This is a genomic window from Lysobacter capsici, assembly GCF_018732085.1.
Classification (GTDB): Bacteria; Pseudomonadota; Gammaproteobacteria; order Xanthomonadales; family Xanthomonadaceae; genus Lysobacter; species Lysobacter capsici_A.
In genome coordinates this window covers 551,104-571,546 of sequence record NZ_CP076103.1, presented here as the reverse complement: position 1 = coordinate 571,546, position 20,443 = coordinate 551,104, and the positions used below count along the sequence as shown (strand labels likewise).

The following is a 20,443-nucleotide window of genomic DNA, read 5'->3' as shown; positions in this document are numbered from 1 at the left end:
GTCGGCTTCGCGTTCGGCGTTCAACGCCCCGAGGCCCTCGCTTTCTTTGATCGTTTGCGGAGATTCCCGATGAATTCGCGTATGGCCTCGTTGTCCCGCTTTCCGCTGGTGCTGACCGCGCTGTTCGCGCTGGCCGCCTGCAACAAGACCGAAACCGCGCCGGCCGAGTCCGCCGCCACGCCGGCCGCGACCGAAGCCGCCGCCACCCCGGCCGCCGAGGGCGCCACCCCGGCGCCGGCCGAAACCGCGCCGGCCCCCGCCGAACCTGCGATCCAGCCGGCCGCAGTCGCGACCCCGCCGGCCGGCCCGGCACCGACCGTCGGCACCGATTACGAAGAAATCCCCGGCGGCCAGGCCTTCGACCCGGTCCCGGGCAAGATCGAAGTCGCCGAGATCTTCAGCTACACCTGCCCGCACTGCGCGCAGTTCGAGCCGGTGCTGCTCGACTGGCGCAAGAAGCAGACCGCGGACGTGAAGTTCACCCCGATCGCCGGCCCCTTCGGCGGCAACCCGATCCCGTTCCAGAAGGCCTTCTACGCCGCCCAGACCCTGAGCCTGGTCGAGAAGACCCACGAAGCGATGTTCCGCGCCATCCACATCGACCAATCGCTCAACTACCAGACCATCACCGACGAGCAGATCGGCGCGTTCTACGCCAAGTACGGCGTCAAGGCGGCCGACTTCATCGGCACGATGAACAGCTTCGCGATCAACGCCAAGGGCAAGCGCGCCGAACAGTTCATGCAGCGCTCGGGCGTGAGCTCCAGCCCGTCGCTGGTGGTCAACGGCAAGTTCCTGGTCAAGGGCAAGAGCTTCGACGACATGCTGCGCATCACCGACCACCTGGTCGCGCAGGAACGCGCCGCGCTGCAGGCCAGCGCGCCCGCCGCGGCCGCTCCGGCCGCCGCCGCGCCGAAGCCGTAATCGGCCCGCAGGGAACGATTCGAGCATGACCACACGCCGGCTGCGCCTGCTCAGCGCGAACATCCAGGCCGGCTCCAGCACGCGTCGCTACAGCGATTACGCCACGCGCAGCTGGTCGCACGTGCTGCCCGCCGGCAACAAGCGCGGCAGCCTCGATACCATCGCCCAACTGGCCGGCGAGCACGACATCGTCGGCCTCAACGAAAGCGATCCGGGCAGCCTGCGCTCGGGTTTCACCAACCAGACGCACTACCTGGCCCAGCGCGCCGGCTTCGATTACTGGAGCCACCAGCCCAATCGCCGCGTGGGCAACGTCGCCTCCAGCGCCAACGGGCTGTTGAGCAAGCTGGAACCGCGCGAGGTCGTCGACCATCCCCTGCCCGGCCGCATCTCCGGCCGCGGCGTGCTGATCGCGCACTACGGCAGCGACGACGATGGTTTGACCATCGCCGTCGCCCATCTCTCGCTCGGCGCCGGTTCGCGCGCCTCGCAGCTGGCCTTCATCGCCGAACTGCTGCACGACCATCCGCACGCGGTGCTGATGGGCGACTTCAACTGCTCGGCCGATCGCCCCGAGATGCAGACCTTGTTCCGCAACACCCGCCTGCAACCGCCGAACGAAGTGTTTCCGACCTTCCCGAGCTGGCGTCCGCAGCGCGCGATCGACCATATCCTGCTCGGCGACGGCCTGAGCTTCGCCGGCGCGCGCGCGGTGCCCGCGGCGTTGTCGGACCATCTGGCGTTGTCGCTGGATCTGGATGTGCCGGATCACGCGTTGCGTTGAGGTGGGCGCGCGTGGGTGAGATGGATGCGCGCGCGTGGATGCGTTTGTTCGGTATTGAACGAATTGAAGCCAGGCGCGGTGGGTTCGCGGCGCGGGCGGGTATGCATTGGGCGTTCGAGTGCGTTGATCGCGATCTTGTGCGCAGGCCGCTTCTCCGCTGACGTCGCGACTTCGCGATAGTGTTTGTCGCGCGCCAACTGCATCGCTTTCGCCCTGCTCCTGCTTTTCCCCCCTTTGAAAAAGGGGGGCAGGGGGGATTTGCTTTTGCTCTTATCCGTCGTGGCGCGAAATTAAAGCGGCAACTTCAAAAGCAAAAACAAAAGCAAAAGCAAATCCCCCCTGCCCCCCTTTTTCAAAGGGGGGAAAGCAAAGGCTGTTCGTCCCCTTCCCGATTCCCGATTCCCGATTCCCGATTCCCGATTCCCGAGAACCCCATGCCCACCCTGATCCTCACCCCTCGCCACAGCGAAGACTCGCAGGCGCTGTGGAAAGCCGCCGCTCGCCAGGGCTGGAGCGTCGAGCGCCTGCCCGGCTGGCGCGTGCCCGAGCATCTGCGCGCGCTGGCCGATCCGGTGTTCTATGGCGAAGCACTGTTCGGGCCGTCGATCAGCGAACAGCTCGGCCTGGTCCTGTCGAATCCGCCGGAAGACTGGCTGGTGCGGCTGCCGAACGAGTACCGCCTGCGCGATATCCGGCTCAGCACCCTTGGCGCCGAGCGCGCCGGCACCGTAGCGGCCTTCATCAAGCCGCCGAACGACAAGAGCTTTCCGGCCCAGGTCTACACCGGCGCCGAGTTGCCGCAGGGTTACGACGAGGACATGCCGGTGCTGGTGTCGCAGGTCGTGCGCTGGCGCTGCGAATTCCGCTGCTTCGTGCTCGATCGCGAGCTGCGCACGTATTCGTTGTATTCGCGCAACGGCGAACTCGCGCGCGACAGCGGGTTCGCAAGCACGCGCGAGGAAGACGCAGGGCTGCGCGAGTTCATCGGCCGCCTGCTCGCCGATGCGCGCGTGGACCTGCCGCGCGCCTGCGTGATCGACGCGGGCCTCATCGACGGCGGCGACTGGGCCTGCGTCGAGCAGAACGCGGCGTGGGGCGCGGGTTTGTATGCCTGCGATCCGGATGCAGTGTTGGAGGTATTGCGGCATGCGGGGACGCGAACGGACGGTTGATCGGGCGTGGGTATCCGGCTGCAGGAGCGGCGCGAGCCGCGCCCCCCCGAAGAGGTGTTCGTAAGCGAAACACCCCAAGCCCGTAAACACCGGGCACTTATCGCCGACGCCTGGCGTGTCATCGCGTCGGTTGGCCTGGTGGTATCCAACCTCTTCGGGTGGTCGCGGCTCGCGCCGCTCCTACAGGGGCGCTCGTAAGCGCCGCGCGAGCGTGAACTTACCGGTGTGCGCAAACGCAAACGGCCGGTGGCGAACCACCGGCCGTTGCTTTGACCGAAAAACCGCGGCCGATCAACGGCCGCGGCTATAAACGCCGCCGCTGCGATCAGAACCGCAGATCCGCGCGCAGGTAGTAATAACCGCCACCGGGCAGATCGTAGGTCGACCCATCGAAGCCGTTGAGGTTGCACGCCAGACACACCGGCGGGTCCTTGCCGAACACGTTGTTTATGCCCGCCTGCAACTGCAAGCCCTTGAGCACGTCGAAGCGATAACCGACCTGGAAATCGTGGAAGGTCGTCGCGCCCAGACGGTTCTGGCCGGTCTTCGGATCGTTCTTGCACACCGCGAAATCGGCGGCGTCGCCGCAGTCCTCGACCAGCTGGCTGATGTGGCGTGCGGTCCACGAAGCGTTCCAGCGGCCGTAGCTCCACTCCAGGGTCGCGTTCGAGGTCCATTCGGGAATCGAACGGGTCACCGGATCGCTGACCAACCGGCCCACCTGCAACGGCTGCAGCGAACCGTCGGCGCCGACGGCTTCGTAGTTGCCCACGATGGTGTTCTGCCAGATCAGCTTGAACTGGCCCAAGCGCGTTTCCGGCAGGGTCCAGAACACGTCGATGTCCCAGCCGTTGGTCTTGATGACGCTCAGGTTGCCCAGGAAGTTGGCGAAACCGTCGATCTGGTCGGTGATCGGATTGCGCTGGATGCCGCCGCAGAATTCCGGCGACAGCGTCTGCACGCACAGGTTGAGCTGGGTCTGCGGGTCGATGGCCTGGATCGCGCCTTCGATGCGGTGGCTGTAGAACGTGCCTTCGATGTCGACGCGCTTGGCGATCGCGGTGTCTTCGAGAATCGACGGCGACCACACGAAGCCCAGCGAGAAGCTGGTCGAACGCTCCGGCTCCAGGTTCGGATTGCCGCCGGTCAGCACCGAGATCTGCGGATCGACCTGGCGCGTGCCCGGATTGACGCCCTGCGCGGCGCAGTTGGCGGCGTTGCCGGTCGGCGGCGCGCCGTTGGAGCCGATCAGGCACGGATCGACCATGCCGACGTCGGCGCGGCTTTGCGAACCGAACAGCTCGCCGATCGACGGCGCGCGGAAACCTTCCGCGTAGGTGCCGCGCAGCAGCAACTCATCGGCCACTTGCCAGCGCAGGCCGTACTTCGGGGTGAACTCGCCGCCGAAGGTGGAGTAATCCGAATAGCGGCCGGCCAGGCTCAGGTCCAGGCCCTTGCCGAACGCGGAGTCCTTGAACAGCGGCACGTTGAGTTCGACATAAACTTCGTTGACGTCGTACTCGCCCTGGGTCGGCAGCGACGGCACGCCGTTGTACTCGCCGCGCACGGTGATCGGATCGGGGCGGTACGAGCCTTCGTACTTGCGGTACTCGTAACCGGTCGCGAACGACAGCGGCCCGGCCCACATCTCGAACAGATCGCCGGACAGGTTGACCGTCGCCTGCTGCAGCTTGTTCTCGCTGCTGTCGTGCAACACCGGGCTGATCCACTTGAGCATCGCCGGGGTGATGGTGTTGTAGCCGAAGATGTTCAACGGCGTGCAACCCGGCGTGGCCGCGCAGATCGCCGGATCGCCCATGGCGATGGCGATGTTCTTGGCGTTGTAGCTGCCGCGGTTGGTCTGCTCGGCCTTGTTGCGGCTGCTGGCGATGTTGGCGTCCCAGAACCAGGCGCGCTCGCCGACATCGAAGGTGCCTTCCAGGCCGGTGCCGACGAACCAGGTGTCGACCTGTTGTTCGAAGCGGCGCGGGCCGCCTTCGCTCGGACGCCGGCGCAGGATGCTCAGGTTGCTCGAATCGAGCTGCACGCCGAACGGGTTGAACGGATGGTTGGCCGGGATCACCACGTTGGCGGCGAACTCGTTGCCGGCGCCGGGGCCCAGGTCGATCGGCTCGGGCGCGGCGCGGTTTTCCGAATCGCGGCGATTGAGCAAGGCGCGCGCGTACCAGCGCACCTTGTCGTTGATGTCGAAACGGAACTGGCCGAACACGCCCTTGCGCTCGGACGGCGAGAGCACGTAGTTGAACGGCGCGAAGTTGAACGGGTCGTTGGCACCGAAGCAATGGAAACCGTCGGTGCGCGGCACGCCGGCCGAGCACGGCGCCTGGCCGGGCGTGTAGGTCGGATTGCTCTGGCCCGCGTTGGCGACCAGGTCGTACTTGCGGCCGTCCGGCGCGGTGAAGGCGATGCGGCCGCCGGGCACGCGCGAACTGCCCAGCGCCAAGCCGGTGCCGGGCACCGGGAAGCGCGAACGCTCGCGATCGGACGAACTGACTTCGTCCTGCTTGGTGTAGCTGGCGCCGAGGAACCAGGTGGCGCGATCGCTGCTGCCGCCGTAGGCGAAGTCGAGGCCGCGGCTGGTGCCGTCGCCCTTGGTGTACTGGCCGAAATTGGTGGTGAGCTGGAAACCGTCGAAATTGCGCCGGGTGATGATGTTGACCACGCCGGCGATCGCGTCGGAGCCGTACAGCGAGGACGCGCCGTCCTCGAGCACTTCGATGCGCTCGACGATGGCCAGCGGAATCGTGTTGAGGTCGGTCGAGGAGCCCACGCCGGAAGCCGAGGATTCGTTGACCCAGCGGATGCCGTCGACCAGCACCAGCACGCGCTTGGAACCCAGGTGACGCAGGTCGACCGTGGTCGCGCCCGCGCCGACGCCGCCGCCGTCGGACGGGAAGCCGTCATTGCCCGAGGCGTTGCGCTTGCCGTTGAACGAGGAGCCCGAACCGGTGAGTTCCTGCACCACGTCGCCGATCGAGGTCAGGCCGGTGCGTTCGATGTCTTCGCGGGTGAGCGTCTGCACCGGGACCTGGCTTTCGATCTCGGCTTTCTTGATGCGCGTGCCGGTGACCTGGACGGTGTCCAGCGTGGTGGCCTCGCGCGCGGGTGCGGCGTCCTGCGCGGCGGCGACGCCCGGCAGGCCGATCAACAACGACAACTGGATGGCTTTCGCCAGGACATGACGACGCGACGCTTTCATCGGCTCTCTCTCCCTCAAGGTGATTTTGGCCGGGCTCTGATGGCCCGGCTCGCCGTCGCCCCCAGCGGACGGCTGCCGAGTTTGTAAGCATTCGCGAAGCAGCCGCAAGACAGCAAAAACACGCACTGACGCGGTGCAGGAACTCAAGTCCATTTAAAGCGTGATGCGATCGCGATTAGGCCGTCGCATGTTGGTCGAAAACACTCACCAAAAACGTGCTGACAATGCTCTCGGTCGAAATCATCCGACTAGATCCCCTCGATTAAATCCGCCGAAAAAATCCGTCCACGAAGATCCAACCGGCAAAAGTCCGGCTGACGAAATCCGCCGGGCAAACCGCGCCCAAAAAAAACGGCCGGTAGTTTCCTACCGGCCGTGTTCGGCTCGATGTTTCGCTGATGAGCTGAAACCTGCGTCGATCGGATGCGTCCGGGTTGCGGCCGCCCGATCAGGTCGACTCCATCAGAAACGCAGATCCGCGCGCAGGTAGAAGAAGCGGCCGCCCGGGATGTCGTAGGTGGACGCGTCGTAGCCGTTGAGCGAGCACGACAGGCACACCGGCGGATCCTTGTCGGCGACGTTGTTGACGCCGCCGGTGATCTGCAGACCCTTGAGCAGTTCGAAGCGGTAGCCCAGCTGCAGGTCGTGGTAGGTGATCGCCGACAGCTTGTTCTCGCCGGTCACCGGGTTGTCGCAGTACGGCGAATCCAGCGCCGAGGCCTGGCAGATTTCGGTCAGCTCGGAGATATGGCGGATCGTCCACGACGCGTTCCAGTTGTTCTTCTTCCACGACAGCGTCGCGTTGGAGGTCCATTCCGGGATCGCGCTGTCGTTGACTTCCACGCCGGGCTTGCGCGGCTGGATCTGGCCGGCGGCGCCGAGGGCTTCGTACTGGGTGACCCAGGTGTTCTGCCAGTTGATCTTGAACTGGCCCCACGAGGTTTCCGGCAGGGTCCAGAAGAAGTCGATGTCCCAGCCGGAGGTCTTGATCGAACCCAGGTTGGTCAGCTTGTTCTCGAACGAGGAGATGCCGCCGATCGAGGAACGGGTGATGCCGCTGCAGTACAGCGGATCGAGCGTCTGCACGCACAGGTTGAGCTGGGTCTGCGCGTCGATCGCCTGCACCGCGCCTTCCAGCGAGTGGCGGTAGTAGGTGACTTCGAAGTCGAACTTGTCCGACCACGGCACGCCCGCGGCCCAGGCCGGGCTGTAGACGAAGCCGGCGGTGAAGCTGCGTGCGGTTTCCGGGTCGAGGTCCGGGTTGCCGCCGGTCTGCACCGAGATCTGGCTGTTGGCCTGGGCGGCGCCGGCCGGCACGCCGAGCGCGGCGCAGTTGGCGCGGTTGCCGGTCGGCGGCGCGCCGGTGATCGAGGTCAGGCAGGGGTCGCTGAGCTGCAGGTCGGCGCGGCTGGCCGAACCGAACAGTTCGCCGATCGACGGCGCGCGGAAGCCTTCGGCGTAGGTGGTGCGCAGCAGGAATTCATCGGCGACCTGCCAGCGCAGGCCGTACTTCGGGGTGAACTGGCCGCCGAAGGTCGAATAATCCGAATAACGGCCGGCCAGGCTCAGGTCCAGGCTCTTGCCGAACGCGCCTTCCTTGATCAGCGGCAGGTTGAGTTCGACATAGGCTTCGTTGACGTCGTACTCGCCCTTGGTCGGCAGCGACTGGGTGCCGTTGTAGTAACCGGCCACCGTGATCGGATCGGGCTGGTAGAAGCCTTGGTACTTGCGGTACTCGTAACCGGCCGCGAACGACAGCGGACCGGCCCACAGGTTGAACAGGTCGCCGGAGAAGTTGGCGGTGACCGTCTGCAGCTTCTGCTCGCTGCGGTCGCGGATGACCGGGCTGATCCACTTGAGCATCGCCGGGGTGATGGTGCCCGGGCCGCCGAAGATGTTGAGCGGCACGCAGCCCGGCGTCGCCGCGCACAGCGCCGGATCGCCCAGGGCGATGTTGATGTTGCGGACGTTGTAGCTGCCGTAGTTGGTCTGGTCGGCTTCGTTCTTGTTGCTGGCGACGTTGACGTCCCAGAAGTAGGTGCGGTCGCCGACATCGAAGCTGCCTTCCACGCCGGCGGCGATGTACTTGGTGTCGACCTGCTGCTCGAACACGCGCGGGCCGCCTTCGACCGGACGGCGCGCGATCGTGTCGAGGTTGGCGTTGGGGCCGATCGAGGTCAGGTCGAAGCCGAACGGGTTGTACGGATTCAGGCGCGAGATGGTGATCTGCTCGGACCACGGATTGCCGGTACCGGCGCCGGCGCCGAGGAAGATCGGTTCCGGCGCGGCCTGGTTGGTCGATTCGCGACGGTTGTACAGCGCCTTGACGTAGCCCTGCACGTTGTCGCTGAAGTGATAGCGGAACTGGCCGAACGCGCCCATGCGCTTGGACGGCGTCAGCATCATGTTCTCGCGGGCGAAGTTGTAGCGGTTCGCGCCGGTGAACGGAATGAAGTCCTGCGGATAGCGCACGCCGTTCGGGAAGCTGCTGCCGTTGGGCGTGGTCATGTTGCAGAACGGCACCGCCGGGGTCGAGGGATCGTCGTCGACGTCGGTCAGCGGACACGCGGTGCTCGCGGTCGGCGGGTTGAAGATGAAGCGGCCGTTCGGGGTCGCCGAGCTGCCGGTCTCCACGCCCAGGCCGGGCACCGGGAAGGCGGAAACGGCGCGGTCGCGCGAGTACACCGGGTCCTGGTCGACGTAGCTCAGGCCCAGGAACAGGTTGGCGCGGTCGGTGTTGAAGCCCCACGCCAGGTCGACGCCCTGCAGGTCGCCGTCGCCCTTGCCGTACTGGCCGTAGTTCAGGCTGATCTGGCCGCCGTCGAAATTACGCCGGGTGATGATGTTCACCACGCCGGCGATCGCGTCGGAGCCGTACAGCGAGGACGCGCCGTCTTCGAGGATCTCGATGCGCTCGACGATCGCCAGCGGAATGGTGTTGAGGTCGGTCGCCGCGCCCACGCCCGAGGCGGAGGACTCGTTGACCCAGCGCATGCCGTCGACGAGGACGAGGACGCGCTTGGGACCGAGGTGGCGCAGATCGACCTGGGCCGAACCGGCGCCGATGCCGTCGCCGTTCGGCGAGAAGCCGAAGTTGCCCGAGGAGTTGAACTTGGTGTTGAGCGCCGAGCCGGCGCCGGTGAGTTCCTGCACCACGTCGCCGATCGAGGTCAGGCCGGTGCGTTCGATGTCTTCGCGATTGAGGGTCTGGACCGGGACCTGGCTTTCGATCTCGGCCTTCTTGATGCGGGTGCCGGTGACCTGGACGGTGTCCAGCGTGGTGGCGTCTTTGGCGGGTGCGGCTTCCTGCGCGGCCGCGAGGCCCGGCAGTGCGACCAGCAGGGACAACTGGATGGCTTTCGCCAAGGCGTGACGACGCGACGCTTTCATCGACTCTCTCTCCCTCAAGGTGTTTGGCTTGGCTCTGATGGCCATTGGCGCACCGCCGGCGGGGCCGGACGGCACCGGAAGGTTGTAAACAATTCGTGAAGCCGCCACAAGGCGCAAATAGTGGGCACTTGCCAACTGGGTCTCAGTTTTGATTGGCATGCGGCCCGATGCGGGGCAACGACCGGGTCGGACACGGTCCGGCGCCGGCTTTTCGGGCGGCCGGCGACGCACGCGGCCGGCGGCGCCGGGATCGCTGAAAAACGAGAGGCCGGTCGCGCTTTCAGCCGCCGAGCAACAGGCTCACCGCGACCAGGACCAGGAACGCCGCGAACACCCGCTTGAGCGTGTCGCCATGCAGCTTGTGCGCAAGCCGCGTGCCGTAGGGCGCGCACAGCACCGAGGCGATGGCCACGCCGATCGCCGCCGGCAGGTACACATAGCCGATCGCGTGTTCGGGCAAGGCGCCGGGCGGTGCGTTGAGCGCGTAGCCGATCGCGCTGGCCAGGCCGATCGCGACGCCGCAGGCCGAGGACGTGCCGACCGCGCGCACCGGCGCGACTCCGCGCCAGACCAGCAGCGGCACGGTCATGCTGCCGCCGCCGATGCCGACCACCGCCGACACCGCGCCGATGCCGACACCCGCGGCGGTCATCGGCGCGCCCTGCGGCGGCGGCGCATCGGCGCCGAGTTCGGCGCGGTTCTTGCCGAACAGCAGCTGCGCGGCGGCGATCAGGCAGTAACCGGCGACGATCCAACGCAGCCACTCGCCGTCGATGCGCACCGCGACGAAGCTGCCGAGCCAGCCGCCGAGCAGCAGGCCCGGGACCATCCAGCGCACGGTCGGCCACATCACGCTGCCGCGCTTGGCGTGCGCGCGCGCCGACGCGGTCGCGGTCAACACGATGCTGGCCAGCGAACTGGCCAACGCGGTGTGCATGGCCGCTTCCTGCGGGATGCCGATGGCCGGCGCGATCCAGGCCAGCGCCGCGACCAGCACCAGCCCGCCGCCGATCCCGAGCAGCCCGGCGAGCACGCCGGCGACCGCGCCGAGCGCGAGAAAAACCAGCCAGATCGCCATGCGGTGCTCCAATGAATTGACCAAGCGACGATTGTGAGCCGAGCCAAAGGCCTGCTCACGTGCATGGAGTCATCCAGCGAACGTCGCGATGCACCGATTCTGCATGCCATCGCTCCCACACGCGACCCACTTCCCGCGTCTTTGATCTTCCTTCTTGCTTTTCCTCGTTACTTTTCCGCCGTTGCTTTTCCCCCGTTGCTTTTTCCCCCCTTTGCAAAAGGGGGGCAGGGGGGATTTGCTTTTGCTTTTGCTTTTCCATCCTCGAGCAACCACCACTCCCATCGAGAGTCACTGAGCCGCAACCGCAACCCCGCAACAACCGTGTCACCGCGAAGCCACAATCACACCCCACAACCAAAAACCCCGTCACACAGCAACATCCACAACCCAACACCGCGACCGCATTCGCACTCCACCCACATCCACCCACCGTTCACATAAGACATTCATCCACGCTCGGCTATAGTCCCGAACATGCTCTCGCGCCCCTATTCCCTGCTGTTCGCCGCGCTCGCCGCGACCCTCGCCACCACCGCCTGCGCCCAGACCACGGCCGCGGCGCCGACGCTGCCCGCGGTCAAACCGGCGGCGATCAGCAACGCCTTGCCCGCGCCCGCGGTCGATCCGTTGCTGCCGCGCGTGCGCGCCGCGATCGAGGCCGCCGAACGCGGGCCGTTCGACGCCGGTCAATACGCCGACATCGCCCGCCATCCGCTGTACGGCTGGGTCGAGTACGCGAGCCTGCGCCGCAACATCGACAGCGTGAACAACGGCCAGGCGCAGGACTTCCTCAACCGCCGCGGCAACGAAGCCTCCGGCGACGCCTTCCGCGACATCTGGCTGGCCGCGACCGCGCGCCGCGAAGACTGGGCCGCCTTCACCGCGGCGTGGACGCCGAAGAACAGCAGCGGCAAGGAGCGCAGCGTCAGCCTGCGCTGCGCCGAATTGAACGCGCGCCAGGCGCTCGGCAAGGCCGACACGCAGTGGACCAAGGATGCGCAAGTCATCTGGCGCAGCAGCGGCAAGTCGCTGCCCGACAGTTGCGATGCGCCGTTCGCGGTGCTCGCCGCGCAGAATGGCCTGAGCCCGGAACTGCGTTGGGAACGCATCGATGCGGCGGCCGCCGAATGGCAGCCGGCGGTGATGCGTGCGGCGGCGCGAGGATTGCCGTCGGATCAACTCGCATTGGCCAACGACTACGCGGCGTTCCTGGACAACGTCAACGAACGCGCGCTGAGTTGGCCGAAGACCGAACGCAGCCGCAAGATCGCTTCCTACGGCCTGGCCAAGCTGGCCAAGGCGCAGCCGGCCAGCGCCGAAGCGCAGCTGCCCAAGTACGCCGCCGCGCTGGCCTTCAGCGACGAAGACCGCGGCCGCGTGCTGTACCAGACCGCGCTGTGGTCGGTGGCTTCCTACGACGCCGAATCGGCGCGCCGGCTCAACGCCGTGCCGGAGGTCGCTTACGACGAACGCCTGCACGAATGGCGCGCGCGCGAAGCCATGTCGCGCTCGGATTGGGCCGGCGCGCTCGCCGCGATCCGCAAGATGGGCGCCAAGCAACGCGACGAATCGCGCTGGGAGTATTTCGAAGCGCGCTTGAGCGAAATGGCCGGCGACAAGATCAGCGCAGCGCGGTTGTACCGCGAATCGGCCAAGAACGCCGATTTCCACGGCTTCCTGTCGTCCGACCGGCTCGGCCTGCCGTACACGCTGTGCCCGGTGCAACCCAAGGACAGCGTCGCGGCCAAGGCCGCGATCGCACGCGATCCGATCCTGATGCGGGCGATGGGCCTGTTCCAGATCGAACGCGCCGCCTGGGCGATCCGCGAGTGGGACGATGCGCTGACCCGTTACGACGACACCCAGCGCCGCATCGCGATCGAAGTGGCGCAGAGCTACAACTGGTTCGACCGCGCGGTGTTCTCGCTCAACAAGACCCCGAACGAACAGCGCATGTACTACCTGCGCTTTCCGCTGCACCACGGCGACACCATCCGCCGCGAGTCGGCGCGCAACGGCATCGACCCGGCCTGGGTCGCCGCCGAGATCCGCGCCGAAAGCATCTTCAACCCGACCGCGCGCTCGGGCGCCAACGCGATGGGCCTGATGCAGGTGCTGCCCGGCACCGGCGCGCAGGTCGCCAAGAGCCTGGGCCTGCCCTGGGGCGGCGCGGCCAGCCTGTACGACTCGGACACCAACATCATTCTCGGCACCGCCTACCTGCGCCAGTTGCTCGACAAGTACGGCGGCCAGCCGTATTTCGCCATGGCCGGCTACAACGCCGGCCCCGCGCCGTTGGGGCGCTGGCAGTCGCAGCGGCCGGGCATGGACCCGGATTTCTGGATCGAGACCATCAGCTACAAGGAAACCCGCGAGTACGTCGCCCGCGTGCTGGCTTTCAGCGTGCTCTACGACTGGCGCCTCAACGGCGATGCGCTCAAGGTGAGCGACCGCATGCGCGGGATCAACAACAGCGCGCGCAAGTCCTTCACCTGCCCGGCCTCGGCCGCCACCGCGACGGCGCCGCTGCCGGCCGAAACCGACTGAGCGCGCGCCGATGCCCGCGCCCCGTCGCCATGTCCTGATCCTGGGCGGTACCGGTTTCGTCGGCCGTCACCTCGTCGAACACCTGCTGCGCGAACGCTGCCGCATCACCGTGCTCAGCCGCGGCGTCGATCCGGTCAAGAAGAAACTGCTGTCGCGCGACGCCAGCCTGATCGAAGGCGATGTCGGCAACCCGGATTTCCTGCGCGCGGTGCTCGACGATGTCGACGCGGTGATCAATCTGGTCGGCATCCTCAACGAACAAGGCGACAGCGGCGCGGGTTTCGAACATGTCCATGTCGAGCTGCTCGACGCGCTGATCGAGGCGATGCGCGACATGGGCGTGATGCGCCTGCTGCAGATGAGCGCGCTCAACGCCGGTACCGGCCAGAGCCACTACCTGGAATCGCGCGGCCGCGCCGAACAGAAAGTACGCGCGAGCAAACTGTCGTGGACCTTGTTCCGGCCTTCGGTGATCGCCGGCCCCGGCGACGGCCTGTTCTGCCGCTTCGACCAGTTGCTGCGCTATGCGCCGCTGCTGCCGATGGGCCGGGCGAATGCGCGCTTCCAGCCGGTGTGGGTCGGCGACGTCGCCCAGGCCTTCGTCAACGCCTTGAACGACGACAGCCACATCGCGCGCAGCTACAACCTGGTCGGGCCGGACGTGATGAGCCTGGGCGAGATCGTGCGCGCCACGGCGAAGGCACGCGGCCGCCTGCGCGCGGTGCTGCCGCTGCCCGATGCATTGGGCAAGCTGCAGGCCGAGATCGGCGAATTCCTGCCCGGCAAACCGATCAGCCGCGACAACTGGCGCTCGCTGCAGAGCGATTCGACCAGTGTCGAGAATGGCTTGCTGAAATTGGGCGTGACGCCGACGCCGGTGTTGCCGCGGTTGCCCGAAATCCTCGGCACCCGACTGTAGGAGCGGCGCAAGCCGCGACCGCGACACCGCGCTTGCGTCGCATCTGTGATGTCGCGGTCGCGGCTTGCGCCGCTCCTACAGGGGCGAACGCGACAACGTCGTATCCACCGCCCTGCGCTAGGATGCGCATCATCCCCACGACACGGACCTCCCCATGGGCCTGCTCGACACCCTGCTCGGCCATGCCGGCGAAAAATCCACCGACAAGGTCAACGAAGATTTCGCCCCGCTGCTCGCGCCCGGCGAGAGCGTGCAGCGCGCGTTCGGCGAAATCCGCGACCTGATCGTGTTCACCGACCGCCGCCTGATCCTGGTCGACAAACAGGGCGTGACCGGACGCAAGACCGAATTCCTCAGCCTGCCCTACCGCAGCATCGTGATGTTCTCGCTGGAAACCGCCGGTCATTTCGACCTGGAAGCCGAACTGCGGCTGTGGGTGTCGGGCCAGCCCAATCCGATCATCCGCCACCTCGACCGCAGCGCCGGGTCGGAAGACATCATCGCGCTGCTGGCGCAGAACACGCCGCGCTAGTGAGCGCACATCGCAACCGTATTCGAGGAAGGCAAGGATGAAGGTGTACTTGGTCGGCGGCGCGGTACGCGACGGCCTGCTCGGCCTGCCCGCCGGCGATCGCGACTACGTGGTCGTCGGCGAAACGCCCGAGGCGATGCTCGCGGCCGGCTTCAAGGCGGTCGGCAAGGATTTCCCGGTGTTCCTGCACCCCGACAGCGGCGAGGAGTACGCGCTCGCGCGCACCGAGCGCAAGTCCGGACGCGGCTACCGCGGCTTCGTGGTCGACGCCGATCCGTCGGTGACGCTGGACGAGGACCTGGGCCGGCGCGACTTCACCATCAACGCGATCGCCCGCGACGAAAGCAACGGCCGCCTGATCGATCCCTACAGCGGCGCGCGCGACCTCGAGGCGAAAGTGCTGCGCCACGTCGGCCCGGCCTTCGTCGAAGACCCGTTGCGGGTGCTGCGCGCGGGCCGCTTCATGGCGCGTTTCGCCGAACACGGCTTCACCGTCGCGCCCGAGACGATGGCGTTGATGCGGCAGATGGCCGAGTCGGGCGAACTGTCCGACCTGGTCGCCGAACGGGTCTGGCAGGAACTGCGCCGCGCGCTGAGCTGCGCGCGGCCGTCGGCGTTCCTGCGCACCCTGCACGACGCCGGCGCGCTCGCGGTGGTGCTGCCGGAAGTCGACGCCCTGTACGGCGTGCCGCAGCGCGCCGAGTTCCATCCCGAGGTCGATACCGGCATCCACACCGAGATGGTGGTCGACATGGCCGCGCAGCTCGCGCCCGGCGACGACCTGATGGGTTTCGCCGCGCTGACCCACGACCTGGGCAAGGCGCTGACCCCGGCCGACATCCTGCCGCGCCATCTCAATCACGAACGCGCCGGGCTGGAACCGCTGGCCGTGCTGTGCGCGCGCCTGAAAATACCGACCGAGCACCGCCTGCTGGCCGAAGCGGTCTGCCGCGAACACCTCAACGTGCATCGCTTCAACGAGCTGCGCGCGCGCACCGTGTACGAGCTGATCGCGCGCTGCGACGGGTTTCGCAACCCGAAACGGATCGAACAGATGGCGCTGGTGTGCGAAGCCGACAAGCGCGGCCGGCTGGGCTTGCAGGACGGCGAGTATCCGCAGGGGCCGGCGCTGATCGATGCCTTGCATGCGGCGCTGAAGGTACGCGCCAGCGATCTGCGACCCGGGCTGGAAGGGCCGGCGGTCGGCGAGGCGGTGCGATCGGCGCGGATCAAGGCAATCGCAATCGCGCGGCGTGAGGATGCGTGAAGCGGATCGGCTCTATACACCAGGCGCCGGGTCGCGCGGACTTACAGACCGATCTTGATCACCTCGTAGCCATCGGCCTTCGGCAGGGCCTCCACGATCTCTTCGGTGTTGTCCTGCCCAGCACCGGGGGCGAACCGATAGACAAGGTAGCGGTGCTCGGTTTGCAGACGCCCGCCCGGCGGAAATACCAACAAGGTGTCCCTGGGGCCCGAATAGAGCCAACCCGGCGCATTTTTTTCCGCGAAATTGAAACGCTCGAAGCTCTTTTTCCGGGTGTCGTACGTCAACACGAAGCCCTGCGGATAACCGGCCGACATGAAATCGCCCATCACCGCCAACGCGCGCCGTTTTCCGCCGATGCATTGGACCCTGACATCCGATCCGCGTGAATCCTCGGCCTCGCCACCCAGTAGCGGTTGCGCGGCGGCTTCACCTTGACGCAGATAGTAGATATCGGTGCTGCCGATCTTGCCGCCATGCGAAACACGCACCACCTGCGGCCGCTTCGAATCGCCCAGATCGCAGGTGCTGGCCTTGCCGCCGGCAAAAACCAGCGAGGGAGCCAGTGCGAGCAGACTCATGGCGATGAACTTCATGGCAAATCCTTCATTTCCAGCAACGGCTTGACCGAGTTCGGATCTGCCCGCAGCTTGTCGGCCGTGGTCTTGATCCTGCTGTAATACGTTGGCTCATCCGGCCCGCGGTAGCCGACATACGCCTTGGCGATATCGCCATTGCTCTTGTCGAGCCAGTACTGAATGTATTCGGTGCCGATCTGAATATTTTTCGCCTCGTCGAACAACACGCCCTTGGCGTAGTCGACATCCGCATCGTCGAACGCCTTCTTCTTCTCCACGTCGGTTGGCGTTCTCCCCAATTTCTTCTTCAAGCGGACGGCGTAAACCTGTCGTATCGCGTTCGGCTGGACTTGCATCAATCCGCGCGCCTGGTGTTTATTTTTGCCCGCCTCGGCATTGAAACTGGACTCCTGGAAAATCTGCGCGACGATGGCCTCATTGTCGATCGAGCATCTGTTGTTCGCCGCCACCAGCGCGCGGATTTCCCGCAGGCGCTTGAGCAGATCGATCTTGACTTCGTAAGGACGCGTGTCGGCTTTCGGGGTCAGCTTCGCTTGCTGGGTGGCAACCGCGGGCTTTTTCTTTTTCTGCGGGGGCGCCATGTCAGCTCCAGTCCACTTCGTGATTCGGCGGCGGGTCGAGTTCGCCCTCGGCATCGGGCATGTAGACATGCACGGTCGCGGTCTCGGCCTGCTTGCTGCTGAGCTTCGCGGTCTTGCCCTCGCTGTCGGTGCGGCCTTCGATTTCGCGGCCGGAGGCCAGCTCGATCCGATACGGCCAGTCCGCCAGCGGCTCGCCGCTGCCTTGTTCAGTAATCAGGAAGTCGAGATCGAACTCGCCGTCTTCTTCGGCCTCGGCAGCCGCCAGCGCGTTGCTCAACGCCGGTCCGGCCGCCTTCGCCGCCGCCGCAGCGGCACCAGCGGCACCAGCGGCCTTGCCGCCTCCGCCTCCACCGGCCTCGATGTGGACATGCACCTGTTGAACCGAGATCAAGCTGCAGCCGCAGGCGACGCCATCGCCATGCCGGGCGACCGGCTGTCCGTCGATGATCATGGTCGAGTCGCCGCTGACGATCACCGTCGGGCCGTGACGCAGGCACACGACGCTGTCGCCGATGCGGGCGACGGGCTTGCCGTCGATATCGGTGAATGGCGAGCCCGATACAACCGTGCCGCCACCGGTGGTGGTATCGCCCACCACGATCCATATTCTGCCCATGACGCGTCCCTATCCCTGGGGGTCCATCCGAAGAGTCGTTATCCACGCACCGCGGCGTCCAGTCAAGCGGCCGCGCCCGCCGCGTTCAAAAACCCGGGTTGGCCGCGCGATATTCACGCCAGGCCGCGCCGCATAAACAAAACCGCCGCGCGATGAACTCGCGCGGCGGCCGGTTGCGGACGAATGTCGGATAGCTCAGAACCGATAATCGATCCGGGCGTAGTAGCTGCCGCCGTTCATGCCGAACGGCAGGGTTTCCCAGCCGTACTTGAAGCCCAGCTGCGGGAACGGCGCGCCGGTCTGCGGGTCCCACTTGTCCGGGTAGGTGTCGAAGATGTTGTTGCCGCCGACGGTCACGCTGGTCTTGTCGTTGAACTTGTAGCGCACCGCCAGGTCGCCGAGCCACTTGCCGCCCCAGGTCTGCTTGATGCCCGGGGTGAAGCCTTCGCCGGTCACCGGGCCGTAGTAGTTGGCGCGCGCGGTCCACTCCCACTTGTTGATCTCGTACACGCCCTGCAGCACGTGATGCGCGCGCGGCTGGCCACGTTCGATCAAGGTCACCTGGGTGTCGTCGAACAAGGCGCTGGGCGACAGGATGTTCGACTGCGAACGGCGGTCCTTCACTTCGGTCTTGTTGAAATGCACCAGCGCGGTGAGGTTCAACTTGGAACCGCCGGCGAACTCGGTGTTGTGGTTGGCCACGATGTCCACGCCGGTGGTGCGGGTGTCGATGGCGTTGGTGAAGAACAGCACCTGGCCGACGCCGATCGGGTCGAGGATCGCGCGGATCGGGCAGTTGCCGTTGCCCGGCGCGCACGGCTGGCCGTTGGTGCCGACCGACTCGGGCTGGATGTTGCTGGAGAAGATGATGCGGTCGTCGATGTCGATGCGGAACACGTCCATCGTCAGCGAGAAGCGATCGTTGGGCTTGAGCACGAAGCCGACCGAGGCGCTCTTGGAGGTTTCCTCCTTCAGCGGCTCGATGCCGAACGCGCGGGTGACCGCGCTGTCCTGGCGCGCGGTCAGGGTGTCGGTCAACACGCCGGCGGCGTTGAGGTTGGTCGAGCGCTGGCTGTAGAACAGCTGCTGCACGCCCGGCGCGCGGAAGCCGGTGGAAACCGTGCCGCGCACCGCGAACTGCTCGGTCGCGTCGAAGCGCGCCGACAGCTTACCGGTGGTGGTGTTGCCGAAGTCGGAATAGTCCTCGTAACGCACCGCGCCGCCGAGCAGGAAGCGGTCGGTCAGGTTGGTTTCGGCGTCCAGATACACCGCGTAGTTGTGGCGGCCGTCGTCGACCGCTTCGTTCGGCGAGAAGCCCGGGAAGCCCTGCATGCCCGGCTGCGCGGTTTCGCCGGTCTGGCCGACGATGTTGATCGCGCGGTTGTTGGTGCGGCCGTAGGTGTAGGTCACCGGCGCGCCGGGACGGATCTGGTAGTCGTCCTGGCGGTATTCCACGCCGGTGCCCAGGTACAGCGGACGATCGTTGAAGCCCTTGAGGGTGCCGCGGAAATCCAGGTTGAACGTGGTCTGGTCGAACTGCAGCGTGCCGGTGTCGGCCTTGGTCGGCGACTGTGCGTAGATGCCGCCGCCGGGCTTGGGTTCGTACCACCAGCTCACGTTGACCGAGTTGCTTTCCTCGAAGCCGAACTTGCTGCGGCCGCGGTTGACCGAGATGTCCCAGTCCCAGTTGTCGTTGATCGGCGCCTTGTAGCCGACCGCCAGCGAGGTGTCGTCGACCGTGGTCAGGATCTTGGGCAGGAAGCCGTCCGGGTACAGCGCCGGCACCGTGCGGTTGTCGCCGGGGCTGCGGAAGAAGCCGGAGGAATCGCCCTTGCGCTTGGACAGGCCGCCGAACCAGTACAGCTCGCCGGTGCCGACCGGCAGGCCGCCGTTGAACCAGAAATAGGCGTCGGTCGCGTCGGCGTCGCCCAGGCGCTGGGTCACCCGCGGCGGGTTGACGCGCGCGCTGTCGGGGCCGGCGCGATTGGTTTCGGCGCGGTCGCGGTATTCCAGCGACAAGTTGAGGAAGCCGCCGTTGTCGCCGAGCTTGACCCCGGTGTTGACCGAGCCCTGGTAGTTGGCGCCGTCGCCGGCGTAGTACTTGCCGGCCTGGAACGACAGCTGGGTTTCGTCGGTCTGCTTCTTCAAGATGATGTTGATCACCCCGGAGATCGCGTCCGAGCCGTACTGCGCGGCGGCGCCGTCGCGCAGCACTTCGATGCGCTCGATCGACGACAGCGGAATGGCGTTGATGTCGGTACCGGCCGAACCGCGGCCGATGGTCTGCTGCACGTTGACCAGCGCCTGCTGGTGGCGGCGCTTGCCGTTGACCAGCACCAGCACCTGATCGGGGCCGAGCGAACGCAGCGTGGCCGGACGCAGGATGTCGGTGCCGTCGCTGACGAAGGTGCGCGAGAAATTGAACGACGGCTCGAGCATCTGCAGGATCTGGCCGATCTCGGTGGCGCCGGTCGCGGTGAGTTCTTCCTTGCCGATCACGTCGACCGGCGCGGCGGTGTCTTCGGCGGCGCGGCCGCGCGCGCGCGAACCGGTCACCTGCACCGCGTCGAGGGTCGTCGCATCGCGGCTGGCCGGAGCGGCGTCCTGGGCGAGCGCGGCGGAGGGGACGAAGGCGCTGGCGGCCATGGCGGCGGCCACGGCCAGCGCCAATCGGTTGCGATGCACTGAAGGCATGAGTCGGTTTCCTTGCGAAAGAGAGGCGGGCTCCCGTGGCCCGCGCTGGAGCCTCACAAGTTCTTAACCTTTACGCAATACGCCGTGTGACTGTGCCGACTATGGCTTTGTGACAGGTTT

At 66.5% G+C, this 20,443-nt stretch carries 15 protein-coding genes; 7 read left to right on the top strand and 8 right to left on the bottom strand.

Annotated features, from left to right (window positions below; translation table 11 throughout):
• The first annotated feature begins 69 nt into the window (after positions 1 to 69).
• Together KME82_RS02320 and KME82_RS02315 are read left to right on the top strand one after the other, a co-directional pair.
• A complete protein-coding gene (locus KME82_RS02320) occupies positions 70 to 924 on the top strand; it encodes a thiol:disulfide interchange protein DsbA/DsbL (RefSeq protein WP_252255593.1) in 855 nt (284 codons plus the stop codon).
• Between the two features lie 25 nt (positions 925 to 949).
• Positions 950 to 1,708 carry an endonuclease/exonuclease/phosphatase family protein gene (locus tag KME82_RS02315; protein ID WP_036112434.1) on the top strand — a complete coding sequence of 253 codons (759 nt, stop codon included), beginning with the start codon at positions 950 to 952 and terminating at the stop codon, positions 1,706 to 1,708.
• On the opposite strand, the gene KME82_RS02310 is transcribed toward KME82_RS02315, so the two are convergent.
• A complete protein-coding gene (locus KME82_RS02310) occupies positions 1,693 to 1,911 on the bottom strand; it encodes a hypothetical protein (protein WP_215497094.1) in 219 nt (72 codons plus the stop codon). The two genes, KME82_RS02315 and KME82_RS02310, sit on opposite strands and share 16 nt — an antisense overlap.
• Positions 1,912 to 2,142: 231 nt before the next feature.
• Here KME82_RS02310 and KME82_RS02305 point away from each other — a divergent pair, with 231 nt between their 5' ends.
• The gene (locus KME82_RS02305) at positions 2,143 to 2,880 is read left to right on the top strand and encodes an ATP-grasp domain-containing protein (RefSeq protein WP_215497093.1); all 738 of its coding nucleotides are present in this window, start codon (positions 2,143 to 2,145) and stop codon (positions 2,878 to 2,880) included.
• A gap of 325 nt (positions 2,881 to 3,205) precedes the next feature.
• Here the strand turns inward: KME82_RS02305 and KME82_RS02300 are convergent, their stop codons facing one another.
• The 3 genes from KME82_RS02300 to KME82_RS02290 all read right to left on the bottom strand — a co-directional run bounded on the left by KME82_RS02300 (position 3,206) and on the right by KME82_RS02290 (position 10,568).
• Entirely contained in the window at positions 3,206 to 6,100 is a 2,895-nt protein-coding gene (locus tag KME82_RS02300) for a TonB-dependent receptor plug domain-containing protein (RefSeq protein ID WP_215497092.1), read from the bottom strand.
• A gap of 462 nt (positions 6,101 to 6,562) precedes the next feature.
• Positions 6,563 to 9,490 carry a TonB-dependent receptor plug domain-containing protein gene (locus tag KME82_RS02295; RefSeq protein ID WP_215497091.1) on the bottom strand — a complete coding sequence of 976 codons (2,928 nt, stop codon included), beginning with the start codon at positions 9,488 to 9,490 and terminating at the stop codon, positions 6,563 to 6,565.
• 280 nt (positions 9,491 to 9,770) lie between these two features.
• Positions 9,771 to 10,568: a sulfite exporter TauE/SafE family protein gene (locus KME82_RS02290; protein WP_252255591.1), complete on the bottom strand. Its 798-nt coding sequence runs from the start codon at positions 10,566 to 10,568 to the stop codon at positions 9,771 to 9,773.
• Positions 10,569 to 11,042: 474 nt separating this feature from the next.
• Here KME82_RS02290 and KME82_RS02285 point away from each other — a divergent pair, with 474 nt between their 5' ends.
• The 4 genes from KME82_RS02285 to KME82_RS02270 all read left to right on the top strand — a co-directional run bounded on the left by KME82_RS02285 (position 11,043) and on the right by KME82_RS02270 (position 15,833).
• The gene (locus KME82_RS02285) at positions 11,043 to 13,115 is read left to right on the top strand and encodes a lytic transglycosylase domain-containing protein (protein ID WP_215497090.1); all 2,073 of its coding nucleotides are present in this window, start codon (positions 11,043 to 11,045) and stop codon (positions 13,113 to 13,115) included.
• A gap of 10 nt (positions 13,116 to 13,125) precedes the next feature.
• Positions 13,126 to 14,034: a complex I NDUFA9 subunit family protein gene (locus KME82_RS02280; protein WP_215497089.1), complete on the top strand. Its 909-nt coding sequence runs from the start codon at positions 13,126 to 13,128 to the stop codon at positions 14,032 to 14,034.
• A 154-nt stretch (positions 14,035 to 14,188) separates the two neighbouring features.
• On the top strand, positions 14,189 to 14,566 hold the full coding sequence (locus KME82_RS02275) for a PH domain-containing protein (RefSeq protein ID WP_215497088.1): 378 nt from the start codon (positions 14,189 to 14,191) through the stop codon (positions 14,564 to 14,566).
• 37 nt (positions 14,567 to 14,603) lie between these two features.
• On the top strand, positions 14,604 to 15,833 hold the full coding sequence (locus tag KME82_RS02270; protein ID WP_215497087.1) for a multifunctional CCA addition/repair protein: 1,230 nt from the start codon (positions 14,604 to 14,606) through the stop codon (positions 15,831 to 15,833).
• Between the two features lie 41 nt (positions 15,834 to 15,874).
• Here the strand turns inward: KME82_RS02270 and KME82_RS02265 are convergent, their stop codons facing one another.
• The 4 genes from KME82_RS02265 to KME82_RS02250 all read right to left on the bottom strand — a co-directional run bounded on the left by KME82_RS02265 (position 15,875) and on the right by KME82_RS02250 (position 20,323).
• Positions 15,875 to 16,429: a hypothetical protein gene (locus KME82_RS02265; RefSeq protein ID WP_215497086.1), complete on the bottom strand. Its 555-nt coding sequence runs from the start codon at positions 16,427 to 16,429 to the stop codon at positions 15,875 to 15,877.
• A complete protein-coding gene (locus KME82_RS02260) occupies positions 16,426 to 17,013 on the bottom strand; it encodes a transglycosylase SLT domain-containing protein (protein ID WP_215497085.1) in 588 nt (195 codons plus the stop codon). The genes KME82_RS02265 and KME82_RS02260 overlap by 4 nt, the downstream gene beginning before the upstream one ends.
• A 1-nt stretch (position 17,014) precedes the next feature.
• Positions 17,015 to 17,629 (bottom strand): PAAR domain-containing protein, encoded by a 615-nt coding sequence (locus KME82_RS02255; RefSeq protein WP_215497084.1) that lies wholly within the window; start codon positions 17,627 to 17,629, stop codon positions 17,015 to 17,017.
• A 195-nt stretch (positions 17,630 to 17,824) separates the two neighbouring features.
• Positions 17,825 to 20,323, bottom strand: coding sequence for a TonB-dependent receptor plug domain-containing protein (locus KME82_RS02250; RefSeq protein WP_215497083.1), 2,499 nt, complete (start codon positions 20,321 to 20,323; stop codon positions 17,825 to 17,827).
• Between the last annotated feature and the right edge of the window lie 120 nt (positions 20,324 to 20,443).